The sequence below is a fragment of the Methylobacter luteus IMV-B-3098 genome (genome assembly GCF_000427625.1).
Lineage (GTDB): Bacteria > Pseudomonadota > Gammaproteobacteria > Methylococcales > Methylomonadaceae > Methylobacter > Methylobacter luteus.
In genome coordinates, this window is sequence record NZ_KE386569.1 from 2,494,865 (window position 1) to 2,507,593 (window position 12,729).

11 protein-coding genes are annotated in these 12,729 nt (G+C 46.6%); 6 read left to right on the plus strand and 5 right to left on the minus strand.

Annotated features, from left to right (window positions below; all coding sequences use genetic code 11):
• The first annotated feature begins 44 nt into the window (after positions 1-44).
• Both METLU_RS26775 and METLU_RS0113505 read left to right on the plus strand, forming a co-directional pair.
• Positions 45-845: an OmpA family protein gene (locus METLU_RS26775; protein WP_027158677.1), complete on the plus strand. Its 801-nt coding sequence runs from the start codon at positions 45-47 to the stop codon at positions 843-845.
• A gap of 163 nt (positions 846-1,008) precedes the next feature.
• Complete coding sequence (locus METLU_RS0113505; protein WP_231383607.1) at positions 1,009-2,151, plus strand: ExeA family protein; 1,143 nt, start codon at positions 1,009-1,011, stop codon at positions 2,149-2,151.
• A 421-nt stretch (positions 2,152-2,572) separates the two neighbouring features.
• On the opposite strand, the gene mnmE is transcribed toward METLU_RS0113505, so the two are convergent.
• Genes mnmE through rpmH form a run of 5 tightly spaced genes read right to left on the minus strand, consistent with a single transcriptional unit; the run spans position 2,573 to position 6,360 of the window.
• Positions 2,573-3,922: a tRNA uridine-5-carboxymethylaminomethyl(34) synthesis GTPase MnmE gene (mnmE, locus tag METLU_RS0113510; protein WP_027158679.1), complete on the minus strand. Its 1,350-nt coding sequence runs from the start codon at positions 3,920-3,922 to the stop codon at positions 2,573-2,575.
• Positions 3,923-3,931: 9 nt separating this feature from the next.
• On the minus strand, positions 3,932-5,635 hold the full coding sequence (gene yidC / locus METLU_RS0113515) for a membrane protein insertase YidC (protein ID WP_027158680.1): 1,704 nt from the start codon (positions 5,633-5,635) through the stop codon (positions 3,932-3,934).
• Entirely contained in the window at positions 5,628-5,864 is a 237-nt protein-coding gene (gene yidD / locus METLU_RS27380; RefSeq protein WP_081679102.1) for a membrane protein insertion efficiency factor YidD, read from the minus strand. The genes yidC and yidD overlap by 8 nt, the downstream gene beginning before the upstream one ends.
• Positions 5,846-6,214 carry a ribonuclease P protein component gene (rnpA, locus tag METLU_RS0113520; protein WP_027158681.1) on the minus strand — a complete coding sequence of 123 codons (369 nt, stop codon included), beginning with the start codon at positions 6,212-6,214 and terminating at the stop codon, positions 5,846-5,848. The genes yidD and rnpA overlap by 19 nt, the downstream gene beginning before the upstream one ends.
• Positions 6,215-6,225: 11 nt before the next feature.
• On the minus strand, positions 6,226-6,360 hold the full coding sequence (rpmH, locus tag METLU_RS27385; protein ID WP_081679103.1) for a 50S ribosomal protein L34: 135 nt from the start codon (positions 6,358-6,360) through the stop codon (positions 6,226-6,228).
• A gap of 170 nt (positions 6,361-6,530) precedes the next feature.
• On the opposite strand from rpmH, the gene dnaA reads away from it, so the two are divergent.
• From dnaA to gyrB, 4 genes are all read left to right on the plus strand, one after another.
• On the plus strand, positions 6,531-7,847 hold the full coding sequence (dnaA, locus tag METLU_RS0113525; RefSeq protein ID WP_027158682.1) for a chromosomal replication initiator protein DnaA: 1,317 nt from the start codon (positions 6,531-6,533) through the stop codon (positions 7,845-7,847).
• Between the two features lie 182 nt (positions 7,848-8,029).
• Positions 8,030-9,181, plus strand: coding sequence for a DNA polymerase III subunit beta (gene dnaN / locus METLU_RS0113530; RefSeq protein WP_027158683.1), 1,152 nt, complete (start codon positions 8,030-8,032; stop codon positions 9,179-9,181).
• 8 nt (positions 9,182-9,189) lie between these two features.
• On the plus strand, positions 9,190-10,266 hold the full coding sequence (gene recF, locus METLU_RS0113535; protein WP_027158684.1) for a DNA replication/repair protein RecF: 1,077 nt from the start codon (positions 9,190-9,192) through the stop codon (positions 10,264-10,266).
• 46 nt (positions 10,267-10,312) lie between these two features.
• Complete coding sequence (gene gyrB / locus METLU_RS0113540; RefSeq protein WP_027158685.1) at positions 10,313-12,727, plus strand: DNA topoisomerase (ATP-hydrolyzing) subunit B; 2,415 nt, start codon at positions 10,313-10,315, stop codon at positions 12,725-12,727.
• Positions 12,728-12,729 lie beyond the last annotated feature (2 nt).

The following is a 12,729-nucleotide window of genomic DNA, read 5'->3' on the forward strand; positions in this document are numbered from 1 at the left end:
CGCTAGCCGAAGTGAATTCTACGGAACAACTGGAGTATTTCATAATGCGCAGAGCCATTACCGCGATTTCATTTACGTTGTCTGGAGCATCAGTACTGATTTTTATTTCAGCGCTATTAATTCCTATACTGAGAGAATCGGCTCCACAGAGGGAGAATAGCAAAACAGATGTCTATAAATCGTCCAGCTCCCTTAAGAAAACTATCGAAAAACCGAAACTGGAACAAACGCAGAGCCCCGCTGTCACTAATAAAACAGAATCATCCATAAAACAGTTTAAGGGCGTTGTCGGTCTTCCATCGTCTGCTACGTCAAATAATAACGAAGTTGATAATAACCGGAAGGATTTGAGTGCTATACAATCACTACAAACCTCTCCTGAAACAACTATTTCACGAATCCGTGAGAAATCGCCAGAACCGGTAAATCCAATGGACACAGAGGAAAAACGCTCTTCTCAGCACAAACCGATGCGCCTACTCGTTCTCGGCGGAGGCTCGTTTTCTCCGGGGCAGATAAAACCTGATGCAAACGCACAAAAAGCAATCGATGGAATTATTCCACTTATCAAAGGGCGGTCCTTGGATAAGGTCATCGTTGAGGGACATGCCGACAAATCGATACCGGATGGCTTTAGCCCTATTCAAGCTTTTAAATGGAATAAAATCATCTCAATGCAGCGTGCAAAGGCAATCGCCCTAGTGCTGAAGCAAAAAGGAGTCGCCAGCGACAGAATCATTATTAAGGGCCTTGGCGATACTGTTCCGCTTGCTTCCAACCTTACTAGAGAAGGGCGGTCGAAGAATCGTCGAGTAGAGATAATACTCACTCCTACTCGAGAGTAATATTTAAAAACCAGGATAGTCTGGTCAGTGAGCCGCTGGATGCCAGTGATGGGCTTTTGCTTTTTCTCACACAGAATTGCACATCACCTCTGAATCGTCCGGCAGAATTTTTGTTTAAAGGGATATTAAGAAGTATTTTCTCAACAAGGGCAGTCGTTGCCTGTTGATTATAGATGAAGTGCATAAGATTTCAGACGCTGTACTGAAGCGTATCCATCTTTTGAATAATATGGAACAAGGTAGTATGTATACAAATCATTTTTCATTACAAAGCCTGCCGTTTGAAAACGTTTCTGATCCAGCATGTTTTTTCGAACAAGGCGATTATAGCCGTGTGCTCAGCCGCATCATCGATAGCTTATGGGCGGGAAGAGGCTTAATGGTGGTGGTGGGGCCAATTGGCACAGGAAAAACCACCTTGAGCCAAAAACTCATAGTGTCTATCCCTGAGAAAACCAGAATCATTTGGTTGGGTGAGCCGCCGGATACCAGTGAAGAGTTGTTGCTTTTTCTCACACAGGAATTGCACATCACCCCTGAATCGTCCGGCAGAATTTTTGTTTTAAGAGATATTAAGGAGTATTTGCTCAAACTCAATAACGAGGGCAATCGCTGCCTGTTGATTATAGATGAGGTGCATAAGATTTCAGATGATGTACTGGAGTGCATCCGGCTCTTGAATAATCTTGAATATGGTAGTATTAAACTTATCCAAATGCTCCTGATTGGGCAGGAGGAATTCCTCGATAAACTGTCCCGGCCTGATCTGGAGTCGTTTAAACAGCGCATTGCCTGGCTAGAGGCTATTGGCAGAATGACTCCTTTGCAAACACATGAATATATTAAGCATCGATTGAAAGTAGCGGGGAGTCAGTCAAAAATTTTTACTGATGATGCTATTGAAACTGTCGTAGGCGCTGCTCGAGGCACTCCTCGCTTAGTTAATACGTTTTGCGATAGAGCCCTTCGTGTCAGCTATGAATCCAACAAAACTATAGTTGATCTGGATAGTGTGAGACGGGCGGCCGATGAAATAGGGTTGGGGAGCGAAGTTTATTTATGGCTGACGAACCGTCGGGGAGAGAAAACGGCGCAAAATGGTGCACCGCAAGCTCCATCCTTAAAGGACAAATCCAACGCGGCTGCATCCAATCCAAGAAGAAGAGAAACAGCTCCTGTTGACAAACCCCGGTCAGCAGCACGTACACATCAGGATAATTCCTCGTGGACGATTCCGATATTGCTGCTGTGTGGCTCTATTGTATTGTTTGCGGCGAGTCTTTGGTTTTACATAGTACACACGTGAGCGGAAACTCGACATTTTAACTTCTGAAATCTTGTGGCAGTTGTAGTTCGCTCATTGCGTGGAGTCCCAAACCTAGCTCTCGCTATCAGGGACGTTCAGCTAACGAATGAATAGAGGGATTACTATCGTGTCGTTGATAATTCGATGCCACTATTGATTTTATGCACTCCGAGCATCGAATAATATAAATGTAGCGGCTACAAGCCTTTTTCAAACAATTGTAGTGTAAATGGGCTGCTTGAATGAGTCGTAATGGATAAAAGCAGCGCCAACTAACTCTATATTGACTTGAAAAACATTATTTTACTGTCATTGACAGGTTGACTAAATCTTTGAATTAAATTGCGACAATTAGATTGCAAATTATTGCAATTGTAATTTAATGGATTATGAAACGAGTTGGAATGGCGTGACACAACGATCACTTTCCGATACAGAAACTAGAAAATATCTTACCCAACAAATCGTCCGGCGTAAATTTGCCGGTAATTTCCCCCAGACTGTTCTGGGCTTGTCTTAAATCTTCTGCCACCAGTTCTCCGGCTTGGCTATCCTGGAGTTGGTGTAATGCGCTCAGGACAAATTCATGGCCTTTTCTCAAGGCTTCGATATGGCGCCTTCGGGCGATAAACACATTATCGGTTTGCTCATGGTAGCCCATGCATTGCTTCAGATGCTGCCTGAGCAATTCCATGCCGGCGCCTGTTTTAACGGACAGGTGAATTTCACAGCTTGCCGCCATCTGCCGAATTTCAGGTTCCCTATCGACTAAGTCTATTTTGTTATAAATTTTAGTGATGCTGACGTTGTCCGGCAAATAAGGCAGCAGTTGTTGCTCATCTTCGTTTTCGCGACTGTCCAGCAGCAATAAGATTCTGTCAGCCTGTTTTATTTCTTCCTGGGCTCGGCGTATGCCTTCTTTTTCTACAGCGTTTTCGCTTTCTCTCAAACCGGCCGTGTCGATCACATGCAAAGGCATGCCATCGAGTTGAATACGTTCTCTTAAAACATCACGCGTGGTGCCGGCGATATCGGTGACAATGGCAGCGTCATGTCCGGCCAGGGCATTGAGCAGACTGGATTTGCCGGCATTGGGCTTGCCTGCCAGCACGACTGTCATGCCGTCGCGTAACAGGCGGCCTTGCTGGGCGGTTGCTTGAATCTGTTCGATTCGCTCCAGCAAGCTGGTGATACGGTTTTCTACGACCCCGTCGCTTAGAAAGTCGATTTCTTCATCGACGAAGTCAATAGCGGCTTCGACATAGGTGCGAAGTTCAGTCAGCTCGGCAACCAGCGCGTTGACCTGTTCCGAAAAAAGACCCTGCATGGATTTCTGGGCGGAGCGCACGGACTGTTCAGTGCTGCTTTCTATCAAATCCGCAACGGCTTCGGCCTGCGCCAAGTCGAGTTTGTTATTCAGGAAAGCGCGCTCGGTAAATTCGCCGGGATTGGCCAATCGAACGCCCAGCGACAGGACGCGCCGCAACAACATATCCATTACCACAGAGCCGCCGTGCCCTTGAAGTTCAAGCACGTCTTCACCGGTGTAAGAGGCGGGCGCAGGAAAATAGAGCGCAATGCCGGAATCAATCGCCGAGCCGTTCTCGTCGAGAAAAGAGGAAAACAGCGCTAGCCTGGGTTGCAGAGGTTTGGTAAGAAGCTGTTTGGCTATAGCCGGAACGCTAGAGCCTGAAATGCGGATAATACCGACACCACCATTCCCTGGCGGTGTTGCAATCGCTGCAATGGTATCAAAGTTTTCGATGTCCACTAATACACGTTATTTTGCTTCGTTGATCTGTTTAGTAATATACCACTGTTGAATGATAGACAAGGTATTATTGACTACCCAGTACAGAACCAGACCAGCCGGGAAGAACAGGAAGAAAATGGTGAACACGATAGGGAACATTTTCATTATCTTGGCCTGAATCGGGTCAATCGGCGCCGGATTCAGACTTTGCTGGATTTTCATGGTAATACCCATCAACACGGGTAACACATAAAAAGGATCCATGGCCGATAAATCCTGTATCCACAACAGGAAGGGCGCCTGACGGATTTCAACCGTTTCAACCAGTACCCAGTATAAGGAAATGAAAACCGGGATCTGAATCAGAATCGGTAGACAGCCGCCTAAAGGATTGACCTTTTCACGTTTGTACAAATCCATCATTTCTTTATTGAAACGCGGTCTGTCATCGGCGAAGCGTTCCTGCATTTCTTTAAGGCGCGGCTGAATCTTACGCATCTTCGCCATTGATCGGTAACTGGCTTGTGACAGCGGGAAGAACAGCAGCTTAATACATAAAGTTACGCCAATAATCGCCCATCCCCAGTTACCAACCACGTTGTATATTTGATTCAGTAACCAGTAAATAGGCTTGCCGATAATAGTTAGCCAGCCATAATCAACGGTCAGTTCCAGACCATTGGCGATGTTTTCCATCATCGGTTGAATTTTAGGGCCGGCAAATAACTGCGTGGCAAACTGGACATTGGAATTGCTGGGCACGGTGACGGGTGCGGAATAGGCGCCAATCACATAATGCTCATTCTGTAGCTCTTTAGTATAGAAATGGTTTTCCTGATCGGCAGGCGGAATCCATGCGGCAGCGAAATAATGCTGAATCATGGCCGTCCAGCCACCTTTAGTCGTGACGTTCAGATTCTCCTCGGCCATATCATCAAAGTCTACTTTCTGATATTTTTCTTCCTCGGTATAAAGCACGCCGCCAGAGTAGGTTCTGATAAAGGTATTGCCTTTGTCATCCTGATAAGGCACACGCATCAACTGGCTGTACTGTCTGCCGGTCCAAGGTTGCGCGGAATTATTCTGTACTTTCTGTTCCAGGCCGATTTGGTAACTGCCGCGTTTAAACGTAAATAATTTGGTCACGACCAGACCACTGCTGTCGGTCCAGGTCAACGGCACCGTCAATGACTCCTGGCCGGGTTCCAGCACGTAGCTGTCTTTTTCATTGGTGAAAATGGTATGGTGCGAAGCCGCGCCTGTTGAACCGCCTTCGGTTATCAAACCGCTTTGCGCCACAAATAATTTGTCCGGGTTGCTATCGAACAAGCGAGTCGGTGCAAGATTTTTTTCCGAAGCCGGCAAGCCAAGCATGTCGCGCAAACGAATAACGACTGTATTTTCTTTTTCTACCGGATAAGTCAGCAGATCCAAGTTACGCACAGTGCCGCCCTGGGTATCTATTTCCAAGGCCAGTACATCGGTTTTTACTTTAATGATTTTTGCTGAAGGCAGGGCTACGGACGGTACGGCCGAGGTCTCCTGCTTGGCGGTTTCTGTTGGTGCAGGGGTGCCGGTTGCGGAAGGCAGATCTTCCTTAGCGTTTGTGGTATTGGGATCTGTCACTGTAGCTACGGGTGGTTTGGGACCATAATCCACTTGCCACGCCTGCCACAGCATAAAAACGAGCATTGCAAAAACAACGATCAATATAAATCTAATATTATCCATTCTTATTATTACCAATTTTTTCTGGAACGGGATCAATGCCACCTTCATGAAAAGGGTGGCATTTTGATAATCTTCTGAGCGTGAGATAGGAGCCGATTATGGCGCCATGGAGCTGAAGCGCTTCCAAGGCATAGGCGGAACAGCTGGGGTAGAAGCGACAGTTATTGCCAAGCAAGGGGCTAATAAAGTACTTGTAAAACTTTATGAGTGTTATGAGTATGAATCGCATCGGGTTACCAACTTAAGCCAATGCCTTTCCAAAGACTTTCTTAACAAGTCCGGCGGAGCATCTGCAGCATCCCTGCGAGCCAAAACAACAATGTCTATATTCCCTAGGTCTTGTTGCTTTAATCGATAGCTTTCCCGGACAATACGTTTAATTACATTCCGTTGTACTGCCTTTTTTATATTTTTTTTGGCAATTGCCAAGCCTAGCCTTGGATGATCGAAATCATTCCTGATGGCTAACAGCGTGAAATATTGGTCGCTTGATTTTACAGGCTTAGCAAAAACCTTTTTATATTCAGCCGGTTTCTTTAACCGTAACTGCGGGGGAAAACTGAAAACTTTCTCAGTCACGCACCGGTCAATTAAACCGCTAATTTGGCGCGACCTTTCGCTCTACGTGCGTTCAAAACTTTACGACCACCGCGTGTCGCCATTCTTGCACGGAAACCGTGAGTTCTGACGCGTTTGATTTTACTAGGTTGGTATGTTCTTTTCATTGACTTAAGACCTGATCAGATAAGTGTTAACAAAAACGGATAAAAAAGACGTTGGATGATAAAATAAAGAATATAGCCCTGTCAATTCTGTAGTGCATTGTTTTATTGTTGTATAGTGGCAACCAAGCAAAATTCCTTACATTTAAAAATCAATATCTTAATATACTTCGATGAGCTCAATCTGGAATAACTGCCTTTCTAAGCTTGAAAATGAAATCTCCAGTTCCGATTTCAGTACTTGGATACGGCCGCTTCAGGCCATAGAAAGCGACGGACACATTAAACTGCTGGCGCCTAATCGATTTGTGTTGGATTGGGTCAAGCAACATCATTTTGCCAAAATTGAAGAAACCATCCATGAGTTTTCCAATGGCACGTTAAACCTGATTCTTGAAATCGGTTCTAAAAAATCGACCGCGCCTGTCGCCGCAACGATTGCCAAACCGGCCGAAACCAAAAAGGCCAGCCCCAACTTTCTTAATAAAGCATTTACTTTTGATAATTTTGTCGAAGGCAAATCCAATCAATTGGCCAAGGCAGCATCGATCCAGGTTTCCGAAAACATCGGCAAGGCTTATAACCCGCTGCTGATTTACGGCAGTTCCGGGTTGGGTAAGACCCATATGATGCATGCGATAGGCAATGCCGTTTTACAAAAGAATCCATCGGCCACGATTGTTTATCTGCATTCGGAAAAATTCGTACAGGATATGGTCAAGGCACTGCAACAAAATTCCATCAATACCTTTAAGGAATATTATCGCGGCGTTGACGTACTGCTGATCGACGACATTCAATTTTTCGCCGGCAAGGAACGCTCGCAGGAAGAGTTTTTTCATACCTTCAATACCTTGCTGGAAAAGAAACACCAGGTCGTGTTGACCTGCGATAAATATCCGAAAGAGATTATCGGGCTTGAAGACCGTTTGAAATCGCGGTTCGGCTGGGGACTTCCTGTTTCAATTGAACCGCCGGACATGGAAACGCGGGCCGCTATTTTGATGAAGAAAGCGCATCTGGCGAATGTGGATCTGCCTCAGGAAGTCGCATTTTTTATCGCGAAAAGAATTCCGTCCAATGTGCGTGATCTGGAAGGCGCATTAAGACGCGTGATTGCCAATGCGCAGTTCACGGGCCGCGAGATCACGACCGAATTCACCAAGGAGGCGTTGCATGATCTGATCTCCCTGCAGGATAAATTGGTCAATATAGACAACATTCAAAAGACTGTCGCAGAGTACTTCAAAATCCGCGTAGCCGATTTGTCGTCCAAAAACAGACGGCAGTCCATTACCCGGCCGCGGCAAATGGCCATGTGCCTGGCTCGGGAATTGACCTCGCACAGTTTCCCCGAAATCGGCGAAGCTTTCGGTGGCCGAGATCACACGACCGTCATGAATGCTTGCAAACGCATTAGTGAGCTCAAGGAAGCCGATAGCAAGGTTGCCGAAGACTATTCCAATCTGTTGAGAACGCTATCGCATTAACCGTGAGAAAGCTGTGGATAAAAACGCCTGTTATTAACAGCCCAGGTTTAGCTACAGTCAAGACACATGCAGTTACAACTTTAACCACATTATTTTTAACAAGCTAGCTTATTGATTATTAAGGTAAAAATCGAGTTTTCAACAGTTTTATGCCAGCTAGTAATAACAAAAAAATTCTTTATATGAACTTTATTATTAATAGAGAAGAACTTTTAACGCCCCTGCAGCAAATAGTCAGCGTTATAGAAAAAAGGCAAACCATGCCGATTCTTTCGAATGTCTTGCTGGTGATTGAAGATAATCGGCTGATATTAACCGGTACCGATCTTGAAATTCAGATCGTGGCTAAAATCGAGATCGGCACGGCGACCTCCGGAGCCATCACGGTTCCGGCCAGAAAATTCCTGGATATCTGCCGATTGCTGCCGAGCGGAGCTGAAATCAAGTTCGAGCAGGATGATGATACCGCCAGGGATGGTGCGTATGCCGCAAGCCCGTCGGGAACGGGCGCGGAGAAAGTCAAAATTTTATCCAACCGCAGCCGCTTTTCCTTAAGCTGTCTGCCCGCGGATAATTATCCCGAATTTTCCGAATCGGATTTCGAGCATCAATTCTTTATCAATGCCGGCAAATTTAAAAGAGCGCTGGAAAAAACCATCTTCTGCATGGCTAATCAGGATGTCCGTTATTACTTGAATGGTTTGTTACTCCATATTTCCAACAGCAAATTAAAACTGGTGGCTTCTGACGGCCATCGCTTATCCATTTATGAAGATCAGTTGGATCAGGCAACAGGCTATGAAGCGAGGATCATTCTGCCCAGAAAAGGCGTTTTGGAGCTGAGCCGGTTGCTCGATGATCCTGATGCTGAACTCAGAGTTGAATTTTCCAGCAACAACATCAGAATTTTTATCAAGAATCTGGTGTTTTCGGCCAAACTGGTCGATTCAAAGTATCCCGATTTCAGCAAGGTTTTCCAGCAGACGTTTTTTAATCAGATCCATATCCAGAAGCAGCTGCTGAAAGAAGCCTTGACCCGGGTTGCGATCCTGTCGAATGAAAAATTTAAAGGCGTTACGCTCGATATTGCGCCGGACAGTTTAAGAATCAGCACACACAATCCTGAGCATGATGAGGCCGAGGAAGAACTTTTTATCGAATACATCGGCGAGCCTTTATCAATCGCCTTCAATGCGCAATATTTACTGGACGCCGTTTCAAATCTGGATTCCGAATTGGCCGTACTGACCATTGCCAGCAATGCGAGCACGTGCTTCATCGATGAACCCAATGATGTTTCGTACAAATTTATTGTCATGCCGATGAGGCTCTAATATTAAGGATGAGCTTGCTGAAACTGGATATTTACCATATCAGAAATATCCAACAGGAATCTATCAGGCCTTCTCCAACAATCAACTTTATTGTTGGAGAAAATGCCAGTGGCAAAAGCTCGCTGATAGAGGCTATTTTCATTCTAGGCCGGGCCAGGTCTTTTCGTTCCGTATCAATTAAGTCCGTTATCAGCTTTGATCATCAGTATTTAATAGTTTCAGCACAAACTTTACAATCAGATGGCAGTCATCGCCATTTGGGCATTCGGCTGGACGGGAAAGATTTTGAAGTTCGGATCAATCAGCAGTCCACGCAAAAAAGGTCTGACTTAGCCTATGCTCTGCCACTGCAATTGATTCATCCAAAGAGTTATGAATTACTCGATGCCGGCCCTCAAGTCAGACGCGAATTCATAGACTGGGGTGTTTTCAACGATCAAAAAAATTTTTTACCGGCCTGGCGCAAATTCAAGAAAGCACTGGCGCAACGCAATTCCTTGTTAAAAACGAAGCATCTCGAACAAATCAATGTTTGGGATAAAGAATTGGTTTATTACGGTACAATAGTCAATAACTGCCGCCAACAGTACCTGCAGAAGTTCAAGCCTGTCTTTATTGAAATTCTCAGTCGATTTCTCGACATTGGTCATATAGACATCAAGCTTTTATCGGGCTGGGATTGCGCAAAGGCATTTCAGCAGATTCTAACCGAGGATATGGATAAAGATCTGCGTTATGGATTTACTCACAGCGGGCCGCATCGTGCTGATTTTCAACTGATGGTTAATGACAGGTTGGCTAAGGATTTTGTTTCACGTGGTCAGTTGAAGTTATTGGTATTGAGCCTGAAGCTTGCGCAGGTTCAGTTGCTGGCTGATGAGCGCGGCAATATCGGCTGCATTTTGATTGATGACTTTGCCGCCGAGCTGGATGTGGCTAACCGTGCCAAACTGCTGGCTTATCTGGCTGAATTACAATGCCAGGTATTTATCACAGCAACCGAACAGGCTGATCTTGGGGATTTGAACCAGTTAAAAGAATATAAAATGTTCCACGTGGAACATGGACATATAAAATCAATGTAATGTTTCACGTGGAACATTACGGCAACAATAGAAAGCGGACAACTACATGAGTAATCATAACGATCAATACGACAGTACTAATATTCAAGTTCTGAAAGGGCTGGATGCAGTAAGAAAGCGGCCGGGCATGTATATTGGCGACACCGATGACGGCTCCGGTTTGCATCACATGGTTTTTGAGGTGGTCGACAATTCCATCGATGAAGCCTTGGCCGGTTACTGCAAGGAAGTCAGAGTGATTATTCATAATAACGGTTCGGTTTCGGTGGCTGACGACGGCCGCGGCATTCCGGTCGATATCCACGAGGAAGAGGGAAGATCCGCAGCGGAAGTGATCATGACCGTGCTGCATGCCGGCGGTAAATTCGATGACAATGCTTACAAGGTATCGGGCGGCTTGCACGGCGTCGGTGTTTCGGTTGTGAATGCCTTGTCGGAAGAGCTGAATCTGGAAATACGCAAAAACGGGCTGCTGCACAAACAAAAGTACATCATGGGCGAACCGGCGGCTCCTCTGGAGGTCATAGGTCCCGCCGAAGGCACCGGTACCTTGATCAACTTCAAGCCCAGCACCCAGACGTTCAGCGATGTGGAGTTTCACTACGATATTCTGGCGAAAAGGCTCAGAGAACTGTCATTCCTGAATTCAGGCGTGCGTATCAGTCTGGAGGACGAACGTACCGACAAGAGTGATGTTTTCGAGTTTGAAGGCGGCATCAGCGCCTTTGTCGAGCATCTGAACAAGAACAAGACGCCGCTGTTTCCGGAAGTGTTTCATTTTGTCGCCGAAAAAGAAGGCGTTACCGTTGAGGTGGCGATGCAGTGGAATGATTCCTATCAGGAAAACGTGTTCTGCTATACCAACAACATCCCGCAACGCGACGGCGGCACGCATCTGGCCGGTTTCAGAGGCGCGTTGACGCGTACGATCAATCAATACATCGAATCCAGCGGCCTGGCGAAAAAAGAGAAAGTTGCGACTACCGGCGACGACGCCAGGGAGGGCTTGACGGCCGTGCTGTCGGTCAAGGTGCCGGATCCGAAGTTTTCCTCGCAAACCAAGGACAAGCTGGTTTCATCGGAAGTCAAACCGCTGGTCGAATCGACCATGAATGAGAAATTGCAGGAATTTTTGCTGGAACGACCGCAAATCGCCAAAGCCATCGCCGGCAAAATCGTCGATGCAGCCCGAGCCAGGGAAGCCGCCCGCAAGGCGCGTGAAATGACACGGCGCAAAACCACGCTGGACATCGCCGGTTTGCCGGGCAAACTGGCCGACTGCCAGGAAAAAGACCCAGCCCTATCTGAACTGTTCATCGTGGAAGGGGACTCGGCCGGCGGTTCGGCCAAGCAGGGCAGGGATCGTAGAACGCAGGCCATTTTGCCGCTGAAAGGCAAGATTTTGAATGTCGAGAAAGCGCGTTTCGATAAAATGATTTCGTCCGAGGAGGTCGGCACGCTAATCACGGCTCTAGGCTGCGGCATAGGCAAGGACGAGTACAATCTGGACAAGCTGCGTTACCACCGCATTATCATCATGACCGATGCCGATGTCGACGGTTCGCACATCCGCACCCTGCTATTGACGTTTTTTTACCGGCAACTGCCTGAAATCGTCGAGAAAGGCTATATCTATATCGCCCAGCCGCCGTTATATAAAGTCAAAAAAGGCAAGCAGGAACATTACGTTAAAGACGATGCGCAATTAAACGAATACCTGATTCAGCTGGCGCTCGATAAGGCGCAACTGTTCACCGATGCCTCGGCGCCGCCGATTCAAGGCCAGGGCCTGGAGAAACTGGCCAGAGAGTATACCGGCGTCGTTGCTACCATTAATCGTTTATTCAGACGCTATGATGAAAACTTCCTGGAACAGCTATCCGTTATGGGTGTGCTGGATGATGAGATCAAACAGGACCGCGAAAAGCTTGCGGCCTGGTTTGCGAACATGGAAAACAGACTGAATCAAAATGCTGGCGAAGCGGTGTTCTCGATAGAACTCGACTACAAAACCGGTAATGATTTCTCCGTAGTCATCAACAAGCGCCAGCATGGCATCACGAAAACCTTTATTGTGCAGGCGGTGTTTTTTGCCGGCAAGGATTACAAGCAAATCGCGCAATATGCGCAGGACACGACCGGAATGTTCAGCGAGAACTCCTTTATTCAGATGGGCGAACGTCAGCAGCATGTCGACAGCTTCAAGGAAGCGTTTGAGTGGATGATGCGGGAAGTCAAAAAAGGTCAGCATATTCAGCGTTACAAAGGCTTGGGCGAAATGAATCCGGAACAACTCTGGGAAACCACGCTCGATGCCAATAACCGCAGATTGCTGCAGGTCAGAATCGAGGATGTAATTGCCGCTGATGAGATTTTCACGACATTGATGGGCGATGTGGTGGAGCCACGCAGAGACTTCATCGTTAAAAATGCTCTGGATGTCACTAACCTGGACGTGTAATC

Coding starts and splice junctions, on each gene's coding strand:
- yidD (WP_081679102.1), bottom strand. CDS start 5,864: ATGCGATTCATACTCATAACACTCATAAAGTTTTACAAGTACTTTATT.
- dnaN (WP_027158683.1), top strand. CDS start 8,030: ATGAACTTTATTATTAATAGAGAAGAACTTTTAACGCCCCTGCAGCAA.
- METLU_RS26775 (WP_027158677.1), top strand. CDS start 45: ATGCGCAGAGCCATTACCGCGATTTCATTTACGTTGTCTGGAGCATCA.
- recF (WP_027158684.1), top strand. CDS start 9,190: ATGAGCTTGCTGAAACTGGATATTTACCATATCAGAAATATCCAACAG.
- rpmH (WP_081679103.1), bottom strand. CDS start 6,360: ATGAAAAGAACATACCAACCTAGTAAAATCAAACGCGTCAGAACTCAC.
- gyrB (WP_027158685.1), top strand. CDS start 10,313: ATGAGTAATCATAACGATCAATACGACAGTACTAATATTCAAGTTCTG.
- yidC (WP_027158680.1), bottom strand. CDS start 5,635: ATGGATAATATTAGATTTATATTGATCGTTGTTTTTGCAATGCTCGTT.
- dnaA (WP_027158682.1), top strand. CDS start 6,531: ATGAGCTCAATCTGGAATAACTGCCTTTCTAAGCTTGAAAATGAAATC.